The 20,645-nt window shown below is 36.1% G+C and carries 15 protein-coding genes; 3 read left to right on the forward strand and 12 right to left on the reverse strand.

The window, feature by feature from the left end:
• Window positions 1-10 precede the first annotated feature (10 nt).
• From LV89_RS18555 to LV89_RS18565, 3 genes are all read right to left on the reverse strand, one after another.
• The gene (locus LV89_RS18555; RefSeq protein WP_146199205.1) at window positions 11-2,386 is read right to left on the reverse strand and encodes a PA14 domain-containing protein; all 2,376 of its coding nucleotides are present in this window, start codon (window positions 2,384-2,386) and stop codon (window positions 11-13) included.
• Window positions 2,387-2,439: 53 nt separating this feature from the next.
• Entirely contained in the window at window positions 2,440-3,969 is a 1,530-nt protein-coding gene (locus LV89_RS18560) for a DUF1501 domain-containing protein (protein WP_109744422.1), read from the reverse strand.
• A gap of 80 nt (window positions 3,970-4,049) precedes the next feature.
• Window positions 4,050-5,921 (reverse strand): DUF1800 domain-containing protein, encoded by a 1,872-nt coding sequence (locus LV89_RS18565; protein WP_109744423.1) that lies wholly within the window; start codon window positions 5,919-5,921, stop codon window positions 4,050-4,052.
• Between the two features lie 401 nt (window positions 5,922-6,322).
• On the opposite strand from LV89_RS18565, the gene LV89_RS18570 reads away from it, so the two are divergent.
• A complete protein-coding gene (locus LV89_RS18570; RefSeq protein WP_109744424.1) occupies window positions 6,323-7,984 on the forward strand; it encodes a glutamine--tRNA ligase/YqeY domain fusion protein in 1,662 nt (553 codons plus the stop codon).
• Between the two features lie 86 nt (window positions 7,985-8,070).
• Here LV89_RS18570 and LV89_RS18575 read toward each other — a convergent pair whose 3' ends face one another.
• The 8 genes from LV89_RS18575 to LV89_RS18605 all read right to left on the reverse strand — a co-directional run bounded on the left by LV89_RS18575 (window position 8,071) and on the right by LV89_RS18605 (window position 18,451).
• A complete protein-coding gene (locus LV89_RS18575) occupies window positions 8,071-8,610 on the reverse strand; it encodes a hypothetical protein (protein ID WP_146199206.1) in 540 nt (179 codons plus the stop codon).
• Entirely contained in the window at window positions 8,607-9,209 is a 603-nt protein-coding gene (locus LV89_RS18580) for a hypothetical protein (protein ID WP_109744426.1), read from the reverse strand. Before LV89_RS18580 ends, LV89_RS18575 begins: the two co-directional genes overlap by 4 nt.
• A gap of 11 nt (window positions 9,210-9,220) precedes the next feature.
• On the reverse strand, window positions 9,221-10,195 hold the full coding sequence (ftsY, locus tag LV89_RS18585) for a signal recognition particle-docking protein FtsY (RefSeq protein ID WP_109744427.1): 975 nt from the start codon (window positions 10,193-10,195) through the stop codon (window positions 9,221-9,223).
• A 48-nt stretch (window positions 10,196-10,243) separates the two neighbouring features.
• A complete protein-coding gene (locus LV89_RS25275; RefSeq protein WP_158279628.1) occupies window positions 10,244-10,393 on the reverse strand; it encodes a hypothetical protein in 150 nt (49 codons plus the stop codon).
• Window positions 10,390-10,824: a DUF6934 family protein gene (locus tag LV89_RS18590; RefSeq protein WP_109744428.1), complete on the reverse strand. Its 435-nt coding sequence runs from the start codon at window positions 10,822-10,824 to the stop codon at window positions 10,390-10,392. The genes LV89_RS25275 and LV89_RS18590 overlap by 4 nt, the downstream gene beginning before the upstream one ends.
• A 196-nt stretch (window positions 10,825-11,020) precedes the next feature.
• Complete coding sequence (gene typA / locus LV89_RS18595) at window positions 11,021-12,835, reverse strand: translational GTPase TypA (RefSeq protein WP_109744429.1); 1,815 nt, start codon at window positions 12,833-12,835, stop codon at window positions 11,021-11,023.
• Between the two features lie 347 nt (window positions 12,836-13,182).
• A complete protein-coding gene (locus LV89_RS18600; RefSeq protein ID WP_158279629.1) occupies window positions 13,183-14,940 on the reverse strand; it encodes a sensor histidine kinase in 1,758 nt (585 codons plus the stop codon).
• Window positions 14,941-15,175: 235 nt separating this feature from the next.
• Window positions 15,176-18,451: an endonuclease/exonuclease/phosphatase family protein gene (locus LV89_RS18605; RefSeq protein ID WP_146199207.1), complete on the reverse strand. Its 3,276-nt coding sequence runs from the start codon at window positions 18,449-18,451 to the stop codon at window positions 15,176-15,178.
• A gap of 312 nt (window positions 18,452-18,763) precedes the next feature.
• Between LV89_RS18605 and LV89_RS18610 the strand changes: the two genes are divergently transcribed.
• Both LV89_RS18610 and LV89_RS18615 read left to right on the forward strand, forming a co-directional pair.
• The gene (locus LV89_RS18610; protein WP_109744432.1) at window positions 18,764-19,393 is read left to right on the forward strand and encodes a uridine kinase family protein; all 630 of its coding nucleotides are present in this window, start codon (window positions 18,764-18,766) and stop codon (window positions 19,391-19,393) included.
• A gap of 85 nt (window positions 19,394-19,478) precedes the next feature.
• Window positions 19,479-20,330 carry a hypothetical protein gene (locus LV89_RS18615; protein WP_109744433.1) on the forward strand — a complete coding sequence of 284 codons (852 nt, stop codon included), beginning with the start codon at window positions 19,479-19,481 and terminating at the stop codon, window positions 20,328-20,330.
• A 12-nt stretch (window positions 20,331-20,342) separates the two neighbouring features.
• Here the strand turns inward: LV89_RS18615 and LV89_RS18620 are convergent.
• Window positions 20,343-20,645 (reverse strand): transposase (locus tag LV89_RS18620; protein WP_310588793.1); only part of this gene is annotated, 303 nt, incomplete at its 5' end.

Below are 20,645 nucleotides of genomic sequence, written 5' to 3' on the forward strand. Positions count from 1 at the left end.
TAACACTTGGCTAATTATCCACAATTAAACTTTCTCGTAAAACCTCTTTATCAGCTTTTAATTCTACCCAATATTGTCCTTTGGCTAATTTATTGGTGGGCAAAAACTTAATTTGTGTTCCTAAATTTTGATAATAATCATCAATAATGGTCGTGACAATTTGCTCGCTTGCATTTTTCACGGTCAAGACTACCTGAGCAGGTTTATTGAGTCTGAAAATTATCTTTTTGGTTTTATTATTCAACGTATCTTTTGCCGAAAATTCAGTGGCTGTTGAGTCAACAGATTTATTCGATTCTAACTTATTTTGCACAAAAGCCGTTTGTAAACAATTGGCAATATCAGCTGAAAAAACGGTACTATCTTTGGTATCAAAACCCGGTAAAAGCACAATGTCATTACCCGCAGTAAATGAAATATTCTTTGGTTTTGGTACAAGACTGGTCGCTTTTATTTCTTTTACGGCTTTGTATGATGCTTCAGAAAGTGTGAGGTTTTCCAATTTTAGCGTATCGGTTGCACAGTTAATATTTACGCCTCGACAGTTGCAATTTGCATCAAATTGGTCATGTTTTGTGAGTGGGTCTTTATCGTCGCAGGCAGTTCCTTTTGCACTGCATAACGAAGCGTCAAAGGTAATTTTGCTAAATCCAGCACACGAATTTCCCCAAGTATCAATGGCTGAAATGAGGATATAACGTGCTTTGACATCGTTGAGATTTGGTCCTGCAAAACCTGAATAATCTGATGTTCCCGGAGCTTGTTGCCATAAATAACTTGTACCGAGAGCGTGCCAAGTTGTTCCATCTTCTGAATAATCAACCGTTACGTTTTTAAATCCTTTATTGGTTTCGTTGGCAACGTTGTAGTTCCAAACTCGTGTTCCTTGAAATTTATGCACATCGCCAAAATCGTATTTTATCCATTTTGTTAGCGTTGAACGGGCTGAGTTGGGATTTGGACTTGTATTGCATGAAACCCAAGAGCCTTCTGCATTATTGAGGAGGTTTTTGGTAGCAGCACAACTTTCATACGACTGATAACTGACGGATAAATCGTCACAATCTGTACCCGAACATGGCGTTCCTACGCATTGGCAATTGTTATTATATTGGTCGTTTTTGGTATATGGATTTCCATCATTACAGGGCGTTCCTTGCGAAATACATGAAATTTCACAGTTATAATCGTATAAATAAAAATTAGGAACACGTTTCCATTCTTTACTTTCATAAAATGGTGTTTTCCAGAAAAGATTAAAATGGTCACGCCAACCGTTTTCTTTATGTCTAAATTCGTAATAATAATATTTCCCTTTTTCTAAATAAAGTGGTGAAATATTCTGAAAACTGGAAGTATTATGCTCGTTTTCATCTACGCCATAAATTACGATAGCTTGGTGATATTGTTTGTATTGGATAGAGTCATTTTTACTCAAGAAAAAATAGGTCTGATTGTCTCCCGTAATATTAAATTCATACATTCCAGAAATTGGGACAGTCAAAAAGCCTTGTACCAAAGTGCCGTAATTATCATTGGTATAAGGTACTAAAGGTCCATAAGCACCCAATAAATTTTCTTTTCTATCGGGTACAAGTGGAAATTTTGCAGCATTTACTAAGTCTGGTTCAACGTAACTCCCCACGATATTATCGTAATAATAGGCTTCTGTAAGCCCTTTTTGCCCAACGCAAGTATTTGTGGTTGGGTATGTTCCTACGCAATTGCAAAATCCATCTTGTTGGTCGTTGCTCGTGAGGGAATTACCATCATTACAAGGCGTTCCTCTGACGGCACAGTTTTGTCCGCAGACGTATTCTTTCAAATAATTATAATCTATTACGAGCCACGTAGTATCTGGATTAGCGGTTTTTCGCCAAAAAAGGGTCATGTGGTCGCTCCAAGCTGATTCATAATTATACATTTCAAAGTAATAATTTTGACCAGCCGTTAGTGTTATTGCCGATGATGTTTGGTTCGCTTCTTTATTGTGTTCGTCGGTTTCAGTGTAGGTTTTTACTTCTGCTTTTTTTCGTTTATTCGCAGGATTATCGTCGGTGCTTAAATAAAAAGCTACTCTGTCATCGCCTGTAATATTGAATTTATAAGTAGCAGTTTGAGGAACGTAAATATATCCTCTAATCATGGAAGCGTAATTATCGGCAAAGTTTTGGGGCATTTTCAGCGAACCTAAAAGCTGTGTGCCGTCGGGATGAGTTGGGAAATTCTCTAAAGCAGTCAAATCTGAACTATCAGGATACGAAGAGAAATTTAGCCAATAACTCCATTTCACCTGCCCGGGAGTACCCACACAACTACTTTGCGAGTAGAGCGAAGTTTGGGCTAAAGTTAAAATGATTAATATGTAAAATATCTTTAGTTTCATTTTTTCAATAATTTTCAATCACTAATTCACAACTCACTCAATCACAAATAAACTCAATACGTTAAGCAATCTTGGGGGAGGTTTTCGGTTGAAATACTTGTTCCATTAAAATTCATAAAGCCAACAGGATAATTATTAGCTGAGTAGCTATAAAAATTACCAAGATTGGGCAACACATAACACAAATCATACGGACTGATGCCATACCAAAGGGCTAATTCTGCATAAAATTCATCGGTTGAAATAGAAGGAATGAAATTTCCTCTAAAAGAAACATTTTGCTGATTTGAAGCACTCAGAACGTCCATTTTAGGATATGTTCCATAGATTTTTCCACCGTTTACTGCTCCTCCCATTACCATTGTATTGCCACCCCAAGCGTGGTCTGCTCCGCCACCGTTTGAAGTAATGGTACGGGCAAAATCAGAAATGGTGAAAGTGGTAACTTTATCAGATATTCCTAATTCTACGGTTGCATCATAAAAGCTTTTTAGGGCTTGACTCACAATGGAAAGTCGGCTATTTAAGCCAGCAATCAAGTCGCTGTGCATATCCCAACCACCAAAATCAATAAAGAAAATTTGCCTTTTTGCTCCCAAAAAATTACGAACACTCATGATTTTTGTAATGGCGGCAAGGTCATTTGAGAGCTGATTATTGGCAAAAGTGGTGGTAAGGGTAGGTACTTTTTGTAAAGCATCTTTGAAAACCCCAAACGATGCCATAGAGTTTTTGGTGGTAGTAGAATAGGTTTTTTGGAGTAAATTAGAATATGTTTTTGATACCAAACTGTCAATCGTATTATTTCTGGTTTGGGTCAATAAACCCGAATTTCCCCACCAAGTTGGCACACTTTCAAAACCCACATTACTGGCATTTACATCATTTCTGATAGCATATTCTGAAATTCCTTGCCCTCTTTGGAAGATATTTTTTCCTGCTAAAGAAATATTCATCGATACTTCCTGATGTGCATTGGCTGCATTCAATAAATCTGCGAGTCGTCCGCCAAAACCTAAAGCGTCACGTGTTTGTGGTACAGACGTTTGCCATTGCATAGATTGGTCTGAATGCGAATAAAGCCCAACAGGTAGTTTTTTCAGCCCACTTTGATATTGCGTATAATTGGCGATAGGCTCAACCAAAGTACCGATATTTCCCATGAAAGCAAGTTTGCCACTATTGAATAATGTTCTTGCACCCGTCATGGTTGGATGTACCCCAAATGAACCATAAGAACATGAAATTCCTCTAAAACTGCTACATTGTGGATTATTGAGAGACAATAACCCGCCAGCCGAACCTACATTGGGTAATGCGAGGTCAGTACGTACTGCTTTATATTCGTTATAACCGTTATCTCCTCCCGAAGTTGTACCTGTTGGGACTAACATATTGTAAGAATCGAGTCCGCCAGAAAGCAGAATACAGACAATAGCCTTGTAGTCGGAGGGAGGCGAGGATTTTACCAAATCAGACCCTAAAGCTCCATTCAGACTTGTCAAATTAGCCAAAGTGCTTAATAGGGTGGTTGTTCCCATAGCTGCACAACTGGTCTGTTTTATAAAATCTCTTCTGTTCATATATTCAATTGAGAATTGCGAATTAGTGAGTTGTGATTTAGTGAATTACGATTCACAACTCACTAATTCACCATTTAAAATTATCTGTTTATCAAATAATCTGGAGATACCATTATGAGTAAAATTGCCATTCTAATTCTTCTGTAAACGTCCTCACTGTATGGTCGTCCGTAATAATCATAGGTATAAGGCATACTGACGATGGCTTTTCTGATTATTTCAATGTTCTCTTTAGTGACTGCTCCATGTGCCAAAATCAAATTGTATTTATCTAATAATTGCGGAATTTTTGCATTGATGGCTAAAGTAGAATCTGCCAATAAATCAAACTTTGCGTCTTGGTCGGGTTTATAAGTTTCATTATTGAAAAGTCCCCAAAATTCTACGGGGTCATCATTGACGAGCCAGCTATTTAAAGCATTTACATAAGCAGTAAGTGTTTGTGAATTGAGTAATTGAAATTCTGGAGCGAATTTTTTTGCTGTTTTCAACTCTCCATCTGGCGAATAATCAGGTTGGAAAAAATTGAAAACCGTTGGTGAATACAAAGGAATTTGCTCAATTCTATTATACAGGGTGTACATGACATTTCGATATACACCGCTCTGAGTTGTCAATTTTAATCCCCTCATTAAGTTCATATATCTAACGAAAGGCTCACGGAGCATTCCTGCATAATTATTGTTATTGTCAGGGTTACAGTCGCAAGCTTCTTGGTCTAACAAAATGGCTCTGACTACCGCTTTTAAATCACCCCGAACACCACTTCCGTTATCGTTGAAAACTGTGGCAACTCGTTGAATATAAGCAGGAGAAGGATTAGAAGCGACCAAACGCTGAATTAATCGACGTGCTATAAAAGGACCAACATTGGGATGGTTGAAAATAATATTTAAAGCATCTTGAATATCTTGTTCACCTTGTACTACTGGACGATTGGGAATGGTACTTCCTAAAAAAGTTTTTGAACCCGGTTCGTGACCATTATAAATTTTGGGTTGCCACCAACCCTGATAATATTCCAGAGAATCAAGCGGAAAGAACTTCATTCGTTTGGTATAACTCCACTTATCTTTTTGATAATGACCTAAATATGGTCTGTCTCCCCAACCCAAACCCGTAAAAACTTTCGCTAAAGCGGCAATATCAGTATTGGTATAAGTTGGAATAGACTTATTGTTGGCATCTTTTATTTCAGTCCCGTCCAAATTGAGCTTGTACAAACCAATAGAAAATAATTGCATGATTTCACGAGCATAATTTTCGTCGGGATAGATTTGTTTGGTGGTATTGGTAGCATGATTATTCAAGAAAGTCAAATACGAACCCATAGCAGGATGATAGGTGATTTTATCTAATATTGTACGATAATTTCCGAAAGCATTATTCAGTAAAACATCATAATAATTAGCCAAAGCATAGGGTTGACCATCAAGACCAGAAATACGAGAAATAACAAAAATCTCACTCAATGCTAATGCCACTCGCCAACGTAGTACGTCTGGGGCAGTCATACTTCCTTGAAACCACGACGCATCGAAATGCCAATTTTGTACACCCGTATTATCAAGCGTATATCCTCCAGCAGGATTATCCCGAAGCATAGAATCGACCATTATTTGGTGGAGGCTTTTCAAATATGTTTCCGTACTAAAAGAGTTTGACAAATTGAGTTGATTGTCAATCCATTGTTCTTTTCCCAAAGTAGCAACACTCTGAATATCAGTCATTTTTGCTCCAAGCGTAGCGTGCGACAGAAACCGTGAAGCCGAATTATAATTGGGTAAATATCCCGAACTCAACAATGTTTTTGTTCCATCTGTACTGTTTGAAGATGACGAAACAGTCACATTTTTAACATTACCAAGTCCAAAAGTTACTGTTTGTTGTCCTTGAATGTTAAAATTGATAGCAGATAGAATGATAAAAAAAACGGTAAGTTTTAGTTTCATAAATATTTGAACACGTTTTATTAACCGATGCGTTAGTATCGATTTCAGAAAATCATCTTTTTAAATATACTTTGGGCGAAATCAGAAAAATTGAGTAGAATATAATAATCAAGAAGCTGTGATGAAGAAAAAATCTCTTGGGCAAATTTACCAAAAGACCAACATAAAAACATACCGTTCACTCAACGGTTTTAAAAATAAATGAATTTTTGAGGGATAAATTTGTGATGAAGCTATTTATATCTTTAAAACAAGATAAAACCACTCCCACAGCAAAGCCCATTCCCCAAAAATTCCGTAATTTAGTAGTCCTTATAAAGTAAATTTATCGAATCAAGCATATAGAGTTACAACAAACATCGAAATACGAGCCATAAAACGGTCACATCGAATATTGAAATATGGAAGAAGAAAAAAAATCACTGAATTTCCTTGAACAAATTGTAGAAGAAGATTTAGCCTCTGGCAAACATGGCGGACGTGTCCTTACTCGTTTCCCACCTGAGCCAAATGGTTATTTACACATCGGTCATGCCAAATCTATCTGTTTAAACTTTGGATTAGCTGCAAAATATGGCGGACAAACTAATCTCCGTTTTGATGATACCAATCCAGAAAAGGAGGAAACAGAATATGTGGAGTCTATCAAAGCGGACGTAAAATGGTTGGGGTTCAATTGGACAAATGACCAAGAATTATACGCTTCTGATTACTTTGAAACGCTTTATCAATTTGCCGTAGAACTTATCAAAAAAGGATTGGCTTACGTTGATGACCAACCTGCTGATATGATTGCTGCACAAAAAGGAAATCCAAACTTTGCGGGGGAAGACAGTCCATATCGTTATCGTCCGATTGCCGAAAATGTTGACTTATTTGCTCGTATGCGTGCGGGAGAATTTCCAGACGGAGCGAAAGTTTTGCGTGCAAAAATCGACATGGCTCACCCCAATATGCACATGCGTGACCCATTGATGTACCGTATCAAACACGCTCATCATCACCGCACTGGCGATGCTTGGTGTATTTATCCAATGTATGATTTTGCTCATGGACAGTCAGATTCTTATGAAGAAATTACACACTCAATCTGTACTTTAGAGTTTGACGTTCACCGTCCTTTATACGATTGGTTTATTGAAAAACTCAATATTTTTCCTTCTCAACAATATGAATTTGCTCGTTTGAACTTGACAAATACGGTCATGAGTAAGCGTAGATTATTACAATTAGTGCAAGAGGGTTTAGTGTCAGGCTGGGACGACCCACGTATGCCAACGATTTCGGGTTTACGTCGTCGTGGTTTTACGCCTGCCTCAGTTCGTAATTTCTGTGAAAAAATTGGTATTGGTAAACGTGAAAACTTGATTGATGTTAGTGTTTTAGATTTCTGTGTTAGAGAAGATTTGAATAAAACTGCTACTCGTGTTATGGCGGTTCTTGACCCTTTGAAAGTGGTTATTACGAATTATCCAGAAGGAAAAACGGAAGAACTATCAATCGAAAATAATCCAGAAGATACCGAATCAGGAAGCCGTTTAGTACCATTTAGCCGTGAAATTTATATTGAACGTGATGACTTTATGGAAGAACCGATGAAGAAGTTTTTCCGTTTAGGACCTGGATTAATGGTTCGTTTGAAAGGGGCGTATATCATCAAATGTGATGATTTTGTGAAAGACGAATTCGGTAATATTACAGAATTACATTGTAGTTATATCGAAAATAGTCGTTCGGGAGAAGATACTTCAGGTGTGAGTGTGAAAGGGGTAATTCATTGGGTTTCAGTAGCTCATGCTCACAAAGCAGAGGTACGTTTGTATGATAGATTATTGATTTTAGAAGACGCTTCGCAAGTAGGAGATGATTTCAAAAAATTCCTTAATCCAGATTCGTTGACGGTACTTTCAGAGGTATTTATAGAGCCAAGTTTGAAAGAGGCTAAAATCGGCACAAATTACCAATTTATGCGTAAAGGATATTTCTGTTTAGATACGGATTCAACGCCTGAAAATTTAGTATTTAACCGTACCGTAGGTTTGAAAGATAGCTTTAAGAAGTAGTTCAGTAACACAGACTTTAGTCTGTATGTCATTAATTTACAGACTAAAGTCTGTGTTACTAAATTTACAGACTGAAGTCTGTGTTACTAATAAACCGCCTGATAATCAACGGTAAAGACAATAATTGAAACCTTATCTTTACCCACAGTTACAGGCAAAATATTCCCTTTATCATCAAACGAATTGGCAAATAATCCTTTCTCTCCCTCACGTACCAAAAGTGAATAACTTCCTTCGGGTAAATCCACACAAAACCTTCCTTGAACATCAGATTTTACTGTTTTTATCAATGTTGAAGCAATGGCAGTATAAAAACCATCTTGTAGCGTTGCCTGAGCAATATTGGTAAGTTCATAAACTAATAATTCACGCTCAATGGGTTTAGGAGGAGGAATCGGACGGTCTGGCGAAGGCATCATATTGCCTGATTTCCAGACAATTGTACCACAAATTCCTTGTGTTGTTGAAGAGCTTGCTGTATTTTCTTCTACGGCAGGTTGTGGTTTAGCTTTGGCAACTATCTTTACTTTTTTCACTTTTTTATGCACCTTCTTTTTAGCTTTTTGTGCAAAAGAAAGCGTTGTCATGAAACAACAAATACATAAAATTAGTGATGATATTTTCATTTATATGAATTGATAATTGTTTGAAGAACACCTATTAGTTGTGGGAGATTTGAAGTTGAATAACGGTCGGTATCAATAAAGATTTCGTTATTTTCTAATTTCAAAAAAACCCATGTGAAACCACTTGTACACGCTCCATATAAAGTTTCAACAGACGAACCATGATGTTGATTAAAGAATCTTGCTCCTAATAATTGAGCGGCTGCTTGAGCTTGTGATTTTAGATTTTCTATATCACCCTGTTTTGCTTCTGTAATATTAATAATTGGCGAACCTAAATCAAGCGTTCTGGGAGATTTTGATAAAATAAAATCACATTCTCCGTTCAAGCCCTTGCTTTTATCACCCATTAAATTTTCACCAGAAAATAATTTGAGTTCTTCTCTATTTTTGATTCTTATTTCCTGTAAAATTGGATATACTAACGCTTCTGACACCGCTTTTTCGGTTGAAAGAGCTGCATCTGAAGCTGTATCTAAATATGCCAATAATAAATCACTTGGTTGTTCTGGAGTTACATTAACAAATAGCTTCTTTCGAGATTGTTGAATCCCAAATTTTGTATAAAGGTCTGAAAACGTAAAGTCACGATATGCCATGATAAATTGAATTATTTCCTTTTAAACAACGAATCCACAAATTCTTTCTTATTGAAAACTTGTAAATCCTCTATTTTCTCACCAACACCGATGTATTTTACGGGAATTTTTAACTGGTCTGAAATTCCGATAACTACACCACCTTTAGCCGTTCCGTCCAATTTTGTAATGGCTAAAGCTGTAATTTCAGTAGTTTTTGTAAATTCCTGAGCTTGGATAAAAGCATTTTGCCCAGTTGAACCATCTAAAACCAATAATACTTCATGTGGAGCTTCGGGTAGGAATTTTTGCATCACTCGCTTGATTTTTGAAAGTTCATTCATCAAGTTTACTTTATTGTGCAAACGTCCAGCGGTATCAATAATTACAACATCCGCATTTTGCTCTACGGCTTGTTTTACAGCGTCAAATGCTACTGAGGCTGGGTCTGTATTCATTCCGTGGTCAATTACGGTGATACCTACTCTTTGTCCCCAAAGTTTCAGTTGGTCAACGGCTGCGGCACGGAAAGTATCGCCTGCTCCCAAAATAACTTTGTTTCCTGCTTTATGAAATTGCGAAGCTAATTTGCCAATCGTAGTCGTTTTTCCAACGCCATTTACACCAACAACCATAATTACATAAGGTTTTACGTCTGTAATTTTGAAGGCATTGGTAATATCTTGCGATTTATTTTCGGCTAATAATTCAGCGATTTCTTCTCTAAGAATATTGTCTAACTCTTTTGTATCCACGAATTTATCACGGGCTACACGAGCTTCGATTCTTTCAATAATTTTTAGGGTTGTATCTACGCCCACATCCGACGAAATTAAAATTTCTTCTAATTCATCCAATACATCTTCATCTACCTTCGACTTTCCTACAACGGCACGGCTTAGTTTTGAAAAAAGCCCTTCTTTGGTTTTTTCTAATCCTTTGTCGAGAGTTTCTTTTTCCTCGGTATTTAATACTTCTTTTTTCTTAAAAAAATCAAATAATCCCATTGTTGGTTATTAGTTATGAGTGGAATTTATTTTACACTCTTTCATTTATTATCTCAATTGAGATATTTTTAACATACTCAAATCAACGCCTTTCAAAAGGCGTTCTGATTCATTTAATTTCTTTTCAATAATTTCGTCAAGTGATTTATATATTTTTAAACCTGACTTTTTTTTTGCTTTATCTAATCCTTCTTTCATCGTTTTGTGATTATAAAAAGTTCATATTCTTTGTTGGGCTCAAATAGCTCAATATGCTCATTTTTAAGACCAAATACTGAAAAACTTTGTTTGATTATATCTAATTCACGAGTAATGATAATTCTGTACAGTCGTTGCCTTCTTTCATCACTTCCTCTAAAAGTAACAATTTTCTGAGGAAATTCATTTAAAAAGTCCTTCAAAATGTCAATAACAGTTGCCATAACTGTTTGAAAGTCATTGTTATTTGTTACTATAATATCACTGTACTGACCATCTTCTAATACATCTAACAAGGCTAAATTATAAACATGATTATCGTCTCTACCCGAAAATATGACTAATTTTTTTACTTTTCTATTCTCGCTTTCACTATAAAATTCATAGCGTTTATCTTCTCTTTTACTGAATTTATATGGTTTTTCTTCCATTGAGTGAACTATTAAATAATCTGATTGCCTTATGAATAAGAAATTGTAGAAAATATATTGATTGAAAGAGTTCAATATACAAATTTACACTTACTAATTTGATACAGACATAGTTGTTTGAAAATACTTTTAATTTTAAACAACAAAAGCCTCCACTTTATGTGAAGGCTTTCGTTGTTTTATCATTCTTGGAAGACTAAACCATTTCAGTTTTTTGCTCCATACGCTTACGTACACTTGGGTCTAAGTATATTTTACGCATACGAATTGACTTAGGAGTTACTTCTAAGTATTCGTCTTTTTGGATATATTCCATTGATTCTTCTAATGAGAATTGGATTTTCGGAGCAATTTTCACGTTTGTATCTGTACCAGATGCTCTCATGTTTGTTAATTGCTTAGCATTTTGAAGGTTTACTTCAATGTCATTCTGACGGTTATGCTCTCCAACTACCATACCTGCGTAAACTTCCTCACCCGGATCGATAAAGAACACGCCTCTATCTTGTAATTTATCTACTGCATAAGCGGTTACTGAACCAGAGTTCATTGAGATTAATGAACCGTTGATACGTCCAGCGATTGGTCCTTTGTATGGTTCGTAAGACTTGAAACGGTGAGCCATGATAGCTTCTCCGAATGTTGCAGTCAATACTTTTGAACGCATACCAATCAAACCACGTGAAGGAATGTCGAATTCTAAGTGTTGTAAGTCACCTTTTGGTTCCATAATCAACAATTCTCCTTTTCCTTGTGTTGCTAATTCAATTACTTTACCTGCTGATTCGTCTGGAACGTCAACTACTAAAGTTTCAATTGGTTCTAAACGTTCTCCGTTTTCTCCTTCTTTGAAAATTACTTGTGGTTGACCTACTTGTAATTCATAACCTTCACGACGCATCGTTTCGATTAATACTGACAAGTGAAGAATACCACGACCGAATACTAAGAATTTATCTTCCGAGTCAGTAGGCATAATTTTTAATGCCAAGTTTTTCTCAGTTTCTTTGTATAAACGGTCACGTAAGTGACGAGATGTTACGAATTTACCTTCTTTACCAAAGAATGGAGAGTTGTTGATGGTAAACAACATATTCATTGTTGGCTCATCAATCGAGATTCTTGGTAATGCTTCTGGCGTTTCAAAATCTGCAACAGTATCTCCAATTTCAAAATCTTCAATACCTGTCATTGCACAAATTTCACCTGCTGAAACTTCTGTAACTTTGGCTCTTCCAAGACCTTCAAATACTTGAAGTTCTTTGATTTTCATTCTTTTTACAGAACCATCTGCTTTCATTAAAGCAACTTGTTGTCCTTCTTTGAAAGTTCCACGGTGAACACGTCCGATAGCGATACGACCTACGAATGAAGAGTAATCTAAAGAAGTAATCTGCATTTGAGCTGCTCCTTCGTTTACTGGTGCAGGAGGAATCGTATCAATGATAACATCTAATAATTCGGTGATGTCTTCAGTTTTACGTTTCCAGTCTGTACTCATCCATCCTTGTTTTGACGAACCATAAAGTGTTGGGAAGTCCAATTGGTCTTCTGTTGCTTCAAGGTTAAACATTAAGTCAAAAACTTGTTCGTGAACTTCGTCAGGACGACAGTTTTCTTTATCTACTTTGTTGACGATTACGATTGGTTTCAATCCTAATTGAATTGCCTTCGACAATACAAAACGAGTTTGTGGCATCGGACCTTCAAAAGCATCTACCAAAAGACAAACACCATCAGCTAATTTTAATACTCTTTCTACCTCACCGCCAAAGTCGGAGTGACCAGGTGTATCGATAATATTGATTTTTACGCCTTTATAGCGAACAGACACGTTTTTAGAAACGATTGTGATGCCACGTTCACGCTCTAAGTCGTTGTTGTCAAGGATTAAATCTCCGAATTCTTGGTTATCACGAAATAACTTTGAAGCGTGGATGATTTTATCGACAAGGGTAGTTTTACCGTGGTCAACGTGAGCAATAATGGCGATGTTACGAATACTTTGCATGATTTCAATTTATGTTATCAGTGTTCGGTTATTAGTCTTCGGCTATTGGTTATTTGAAACGTATAAAATCATCTTCTTGCATGAAAGAAAGAACAATGAAATACCGTATCTAATAACTGACAATCAATAACAGATTACCGAGCAACCAAATCAGGGTGCAAAGGTACGGAGTTTATCTTAGAAAAATACTATTTGTTAGAAAAAATAATGAAGAAATAATTTGGATTAAGTATTTATCGTCAGAAGCGTTAAGTTGTTGTAAATCAATACTTAATAGTTGTTCGATAAACGTTAGTATTTGGATTTAAAATAAGTTTTTTCGGGCTGAAATAATAAAAATACAATTCTTATATTTGAGATGATACCGGTATCGTCAATCTAACCTGTGTTCCTTCTTTGCATTTGGAGTTAATTTTGATTTCTCCGCCCAGACTTTCGGCTCGTTTTCGCATATTTCCTAAGCCATTTCCTGACTTGATATTTTTTTCGTCGAAACCGATGCCGTTGTCGGTAATATTTAAAATTAAATTGTCTTCTTGACGATTTAATTCTATCGTGACTTCCTCAGCATTTGAGTATTTTACGATATTGTTTATGGCTTCTTTGAATATCAAATAAAAGTTGTATTGTTTTGAAGGAGAGAGTTTTACGTCGGGTAACGAGTCTGTATTGAAAGTGTAAAATATATCTTTCATTTCTAACATTTCGGAAGTAAATTCTTTCATTTTTACCAAAACATTATCAAAATTATCTTCGGTTTGTTTGGTCGTCCATACGATGTCGCTCAATGAACGTTGAACTTTCTGAGAACTTTCGCCGATGCGTTTTACCATTTCTTTGACAGCGTTTGAGTTTTCTCCCATCTGATTTTCTACTACTTGGCTCAGAATCCCGATACTACTCAAAGTTGAACCAATATCATCGTGCAAATCTCGGGCGATACGATTTCGCATCTGCTCATTAGTTTGTAATTGTCTGATTACCTCAGCTTGATATTGTTCTTTTTCTTTACGGTCGGCATTGATTCTGTAAGCCAAAGCAAATGAAAGAAGGACAACTTCCAGAGCCGAACCTACTTGAAGTGCATTTCTGGTGAAATTATCACTTGGCAGAATATTCGATAATTGCATGATAAAAATTAAGGCACTTACTAAAAAAACTGACCATGCAATCAAGAAAAATAACGCTGATTGTGAGCCTTCCATCCATCCGTATGTAGCTATCATCAGTACATAAATGACTGTTAAGAAAGCAAAAAGATGTAGCAAGGTAATGCTTAATGAACCCAAGCCTATCCAATATGATATTAAGCAAACAATAATTAAAATGATGAGTGTTTTTGAAACTTTTTGAGCAATGGGTAAATAACGATTTGCATCCAAAAAACTATTGGCAAAGAGTAGCCCAAAAATTACGCCTGATGAAATAAATATAGGCGTAAAACGATTGAACCACAGGGCATTATTCCAGACAAATTCATGTGAAATACCTTTGTTATACGCAAAAAAACAAGCGAAAGAAAGTACGTATAATACATAATAAAGATATTCTTTGCTACGAACTGTCCAATAAATAAAGAAGTTGAAAATTGCCATGACAAGCATCAAGCCCAAGTAAATTCCCTGCATTAAGTCTTTGGAGTGATTATCTTCAAAATACACTTTTAGCGGGGCTACTCGTATCGGGAACAATAAAGGCAATGAATTTTGGAAGCGAATGTAATACGTACAGGTTTGTTCTGAACTGAGGTTGAGGTCGAATAAATAAAAATTGGTATGAAAATCTCTTTTTCCGACAGGAATATAAACGCCTGCTTTTTTGTGCGTTACTCTATCATTAGCATCAATTCTGAAAACGTCGATACTATCAATAACGGGTTCCGAAATTTCAAGATAGAGTTTTTGAGAAGATTTATTTTGGAGCGTAAATCTTGCCCAAACAACCGAAGAGGTCACTCCAAAATTAGGATTGGGCTGAATACTTTGCGTAAAACGTGCATCAATATCAGAACGTTTGCTGACTTCTTCAAAAGTCAGTTCAGCGGTTTTATCTTCAAAAACTTCAATTTGGCGACCAATTAATTGTGCTTCATTGGGGTTTTGCATTAAGATTTTTCGTTGAGAAAATCCATTTAAACAGATACAACTCAATAGAAGCAAAGTGAAAAGGCTTTTTTGAAAAATTGAGCATATTGGTAAAGTTGGAATAATCATGCTGAAAAACGTTGGTATGGATTATGTCATAGATTCATGCCAAACCTACAAATAATCAGTCATTTATCAAACAAAAAAGGTTCAAACAGAATCGTTTGAACCTTTTTCAATCAATTTTAGATTTCAATTACATTCCTAATGATAATGTAAAAGTAGCCACCCAATTAAGTGTTCCTTTCAAATTTAACGTTTTAGCTTGTGAAGCAATATCAACAGTTACGGTATGGGCAGTATCAACAATTACATCACTTGCAGATGTTGGTACACAGTTACAGTCCCAAGTGCTTGGTGATGACCAATTGCCTGTGCCTATGCTTGTAATGGTAGCAGGAGCAACAGGAGGTAAACCAAATCTAAAACGAGCGTTAACAGGGTAATGGTCAGAAGTTGTTGATGTATATCCTGCCACATAATTGATTGGTCTTGAAACGTTTACTGTTTTTTCCAAATAGTATATGCCAGAAGTTGATGGAGCTGGGTTTGGACCTGTTACAGGAATTACACCAAATTCATTTGAAACCATGATATGGTCAATAATATCAGCGTATGAAGCAGTACTCGAAACAGCACAATCACTCAACGATTTTGATATTTGAACATAATTTGTGTTATCTGAAACGAAATTCGCATAAGTAGAAGTTTGTCCTACATAAATAGAGCCATCTAAATCGTCGTTATAATCACCAAGCATGATAATATTTGCATTTGGATAATTAGTGTCTAATTCAGCCTTTAAGTCAATTACGTCTTGCTTTCTTCTGTTATAACTTGCTGCATCTGAACCCGATTTAGCATGAAGTCCTACAAAGTTGATTCTTTTTGTAAGTCCATTTAAAGTAATATCGGCAACAAACATATACGGTAAACGTCCCGAAGCCCAGTTGTTTGGATAAGGAGTTGCCACAGGCGTTGCGTTATATCCATATTGACTTGCTAAAAGAGATAATGTATCAACATAACTTACAATGCTCTTTTTGTACAAGAAACATACTTTTTGTCCAAATGAAGTGGCACTATTTGTTTCTGGCGAGTCAAAAAAGTGAGAGTAATATTTAGTCTGGCATACTACACCATAATCTGGTAAGTCTGTACCAACTCTTGCGATAAATTGTTTATGGTCACAAACTTCTTCTACACAAAATACATCTGACTTTAATGTATTGAGAACAGAGATAACATTGGTCATTTGTTGGGCGTCATTTGTTGGCCCTAATGCACTTGGTGAAGTTGTTGTATTTCCCAACCATTCTACGTTCCATGCAGTAACATCAAGCGTAGAATCAACAGGTACATTTGTAGAAGCAATAGCACCACAACTTGCACTCGGACTTGGTACAGGAGTTACACAAGTAATAGCACTGTTACTGAAATCAGAGATAGTTCTTGGAAATAATTGTAAAATATTAACGGTTGCCGAAGCATTGATATAATGACCAATCACCCCTGTAATATCTTGAGTAACGGTTGGGATTGGCTGAGAAGGGATAGTCGTTGCAGTGGCATCAACTCTAATTTCTGCTTCACCTTGAGAATTACAAGCAGTAATAGAGTAATTAGTACCTGAGCCAAAAGTTCCTGTAACGTTAATATTGTTACTTATTATTTTTACTAATCTTCCTTCATTGTTTGTCAAGAATGTAGGTAAATTAACACCCGATGGCGGATTATTTGCATCAAAAACAATTGCAGGAGGCGTTGTTGTTACACCGCTTCCTGTTACTTTATTAACACAAGTAACCCCATTAAATTCAGCTTCTCCGTTAAAACGGGCAGTTGGCCCTGTAACTTTTACAGAGTCACCCAAAGCAATTCCATTAGCAGCTACAACCCCTCCGTTGGCAGTTGAAAAAATGGCAAGTCCACCTGTTGCATCTTGCACATAAAATTTATTAGTACCGAAGATTGCCGTTACACGCCCAGCTACCGTAGCTGGAGAATTTGGTGAAACACCTGTATAAGATGCTTGTTCTGGAATAGATGCACGAACTACCGAAATATTAGTTGGAGTAGCACAAGCTGCTACAACCGTTCCACTCACTGCAACAGTTGGAGAAGGCGTAAGATTGGTTGTAGCATGAGTAATATTTCCAGAGAATGTACCAGCCGTTGTATTAATCAATCTTACATCAATGGTAGTTGATGCAACACTTCCGCTTGATTGTGGCAATACCAATGAAGAAGCATAAGTACCTAAACCTGTTTTAATTTCAAAGCCAGAAGGAGCTGTGATTGTAATATCGCTAACCAAATTTGTACCCGAAACGGTATAGGATTGAGACGTTGCTTGATTGCCTACGAATGTTGAAAATGCTGTTAACGTACCAGTTGTGGTAACTACTGGCGGAGGAACTGATGTTACAGAACCAGATAAAGCAACACTTGGAGGACTTGCCACATTTCCGCCACTATGAGTAATATTTCCGCCACTATAAGTTCCAACTGCTAATCCTGCTTTTAAGCGAGTATAAATGGTTGTACCTGTGAATGCTCCGCCTGTGTATGGAATCGTTTGGCTATCTGCGAAGCCTGTTGTGCCAGAAGTTGTTGAAATTTCAAAATTTGTAGGAGCAGTAGCAGTGATATTTCCTGCATCAGGCGATAAAATGCTACCTGAAAGCGTGTATGATTTTGCGGTAGATGGTCCATTGCTTTCAACGTAAGTAAAATTTGTTAAAGAGGTTGGATTGACCGTAAGAGTAGGGGATGCAGGAATACTATTAACAGATATTTCATCTATTCGAAGTTCTGGACGAGTTCCTGAGCCTGTTGCGGATTGGATATATATCCATCTTAGTTGTACTAATGATTGATTTTCGCAAGCACTTGGTAATGTTGAAGTCAATACTTGAGAATGTCCTGTGGTTGAACCGCTGTAAGACGCTCCTGAAATATCTATGAAACTTCCCGTACTACCAATTCTATATTGTAATTGTAAAATATAAGGTCTTTGTCCTGTTGAAACTGTTCCGCCAGTCCAAACAATATCTAATGATACTCTATTTGTAGTATTGAGTGCCAAAACGATTGCATAAGGATATACAGTTGCCGAACTTGTTGGATTTGAGCAAGTTGTTAACGCTCCTGTACCCGTATTCACCATACTTATTCCGTCACTACCCTTTCCTACAAATCGAGAATTAGACGTAAGATTATAAACACAATTCCAATCACCAACAACTGTTGGTGGAGTTACTTCTTGTCTTCCTCCAGCAACCCAAAATGCCATATTTGATGGGAAAGTACCATTTGTGGAAGTATTAGCCCAACTTGTAAATATACTGTGAGAATTAGATGTTAAAATAAGTGGAGTCGGGTTTACCTGTGAAAATCCTGTCTGAAATAACAGCAAAGAAAAAACGCTCAGAAGCACGCTTCTGAAATTTTGGTTGACGAAGTGTTTCATTATCAATAGAATGAGTTAGTTGAATGATTGATTTTTTAAGTTTGTATGATAATGTAGGACTTGGATGAAAGGCTTAATACAATGAAGGATGAACTAATAGGCAACGCTAAACAAAAATACAATTTATAATAAAAAAGACCTACAACTCGGTGATAAACAAATTATTAATTTTAATAAAATCCCCCATTTTAAGCAGATATCACTAATCAAAACCTTCTAAAAACTTTTTAATTACCTCTTTGAAGTAAATATGATGTTAATTTTAACATTCTTTACGACCTTTGCAGAAAATTCACGACGACTAATTTTCGCATGAAACCAAATCAACGACCGTATATTATTGGCATCACTGGAGGAAGTGCTTCGGGTAAAACTCTATTCTTAAATCAATTATTGAAGTCTTTTTCTAAAGATGAAATTTGCCTGATTTCTCAAGATAATTATTACCGTGACCGCAAAGACCAGCAAGTTGATGAACACGGATACATTAATTTTGATGAACCAAATTCTTTAGATTTACATCAGTATGCTCTTGATATTCAGACAATTCGCTCTGGAATGCCTTTCAACAAACAAGAATATACTTTCAATAATCCTGATATTGTTCCAAAAACTTTGACCTTTGAACCTAAACCAATTATCGTGGTGGAAGGTTTATTCGTTTTTTATTTTAAAGAAATTGCAGATTTATTAGATTTGAAGGTTTTTATTGATGCCAAACGTAAACTAAGACTCGACCGCCGTATCAGACGTGATGCAGAAGAACGTGGCTACGGTGAACGTGAAGAGGTGATGTACCGTTGGAATAATCATGTTGAACCTGCTTTTCAGAAATATGTAAAGCCCTACCGAAAGGCATCTGACTTGGTCATTCCAAACAATGTTCACTTTGAAAAAGGACTTGAAATATTGGTTGGCTACTTACGAAGCAAAATTTCATAAGTATCACTCAAATAAAAACCGTGAAGTAGCAATATTTCACGGTTTTTTACTTTTTAAATCTAAACCAAAATAACTACTCAAAACAATGTCGTACCAATCTCTAATACTTACTAAAAAATCAGCTAAAGATTTATCCAAACTCCAAAAACAATTTAATGCTAATGTTAAAAAAATAGAAGAGTTGAAAGCCAATATTGTTTCAGAAAAAGAAATGCTTCGACGAATTATGACTCGGATTCAAGCAGAAATTGTACCGCTTGAACATAAGCATAATAATCAGTTGATTGAACTGGTCTATGTTTTTGACAGACATTATGATAATCCATTTTTCAAGAAAAAAGAGAGAGCTAAAATGGCTGAATTTATCATTGACAGAACGGTAGAATTGATTGAAAATTTGGGTATGGATAATTTGAAACCTCTTTATGAAAAATACGCCAATCGTTCTTATGACGAAGTAAATTCTCAGGCTGATACCATCACGGCAGATTTGATGAAGAATATGATAGAAGCCAAATACGGAATTGAAGTTGATAAAAATGCAGATTTGAGTAACCCTCAAAAGATACAAGATTATATTGCATTGAAATTGGAGGAAAAGAAAACAAATGCCCATTCCCAAAACCCTCCGAAAGAAAAAACGGCAAAGCAAATTGAAAAAGAAGAAAAACTAAAACAAGAAGCCAAAAATATAAGTAAAGTTGCACGAAGTATTTATACGGACTTAGTAAAGGCATTTCATCCCGACCGTGAGCAAGATGAAACTGAACGTGAACGCAAAACCGAAATCATGAAATTGGTTACGCAGGCTTATGAAAAAGATGATTTGTTTGAATTGTTGCGTTTGAAAATTGAATTGCAAGATTCTGACATAGAGTCTATTACGATTGCGGACGAACAGTTGAAATATTACAATAAAATATTAAAAGAAACGTGAACTTTTCAGATTTCAAGCGGCTATCAATCCATTATATTGCTTCAAAGCTTTATGAGTCTGAATAGAAACTTTTGGTTTTCTTTGATAAAAAGAGTAGGCACACATAGCCGCCAACATATGAGTAAAAGCATTTAAAGCCGACCTATGGCGAGTATGTTCTAAGTCTAAAACACCCTTTTGAAGTCCAATAACCGTTTCAATAATGGGTCTTTTTTTTGCCATTTTTTTAGCCTCATCAGGCATAAATTTTTGGTTTGACTTTTGGGTATTATTACGAGGTTTAGCAAAGAAATCTAATGTTCCATCATACTCAAT

The organism is Arcicella aurantiaca (assembly GCF_003148625.1).
Lineage (GTDB): Bacteria > Bacteroidota > Bacteroidia > Cytophagales > Spirosomataceae > Arcicella > Arcicella aurantiaca.

Excerpts from the sequence above, each read along its gene's own strand:
- LV89_RS18555 (WP_146199205.1), bottom strand. The coding sequence starts at position 2,386 with ATGAAACTAAAGATATTTTACATATTAATCATTTTAACTTTAGCCCAA.
- LV89_RS18560 (WP_109744422.1), bottom strand. The coding sequence starts at position 3,969 with ATGAACAGAAGAGATTTTATAAAACAGACCAGTTGTGCAGCTATGGGA.
- LV89_RS18565 (WP_109744423.1), bottom strand. The coding sequence starts at position 5,921 with ATGAAACTAAAACTTACCGTTTTTTTTATCATTCTATCTGCTATCAAT.
- LV89_RS18570 (WP_109744424.1), top strand. The coding sequence starts at position 6,323 with ATGGAAGAAGAAAAAAAATCACTGAATTTCCTTGAACAAATTGTAGAA.
- LV89_RS18575 (WP_146199206.1), bottom strand. The coding sequence starts at position 8,610 with ATGAAAATATCATCACTAATTTTATGTATTTGTTGTTTCATGACAACG.
- LV89_RS18580 (WP_109744426.1), bottom strand. The coding sequence starts at position 9,209 with ATGGCATATCGTGACTTTACGTTTTCAGACCTTTATACAAAATTTGGG.
- ftsY (WP_109744427.1), bottom strand. The coding sequence starts at position 10,195 with ATGGGATTATTTGATTTTTTTAAGAAAAAAGAAGTATTAAATACCGAG.
- LV89_RS25275 (WP_158279628.1), bottom strand. The coding sequence starts at position 10,393 with ATGAAAGAAGGATTAGATAAAGCAAAAAAAAAGTCAGGTTTAAAAATA.
- LV89_RS18590 (WP_109744428.1), bottom strand. The coding sequence starts at position 10,824 with ATGGAAGAAAAACCATATAAATTCAGTAAAAGAGAAGATAAACGCTAT.
- typA (WP_109744429.1), bottom strand. The coding sequence starts at position 12,835 with ATGCAAAGTATTCGTAACATCGCCATTATTGCTCACGTTGACCACGGT.
- LV89_RS18600 (WP_158279629.1), bottom strand. The coding sequence starts at position 14,940 with ATGCAAAACCCCAATGAAGCACAATTAATTGGTCGCCAAATTGAAGTT.
- LV89_RS18605 (WP_146199207.1), bottom strand. The coding sequence starts at position 18,451 with ATGAAACACTTCGTCAACCAAAATTTCAGAAGCGTGCTTCTGAGCGTT.
- LV89_RS18610 (WP_109744432.1), top strand. The coding sequence starts at position 18,764 with ATGAAACCAAATCAACGACCGTATATTATTGGCATCACTGGAGGAAGT.
- LV89_RS18615 (WP_109744433.1), top strand. The coding sequence starts at position 19,479 with ATGTCGTACCAATCTCTAATACTTACTAAAAAATCAGCTAAAGATTTA.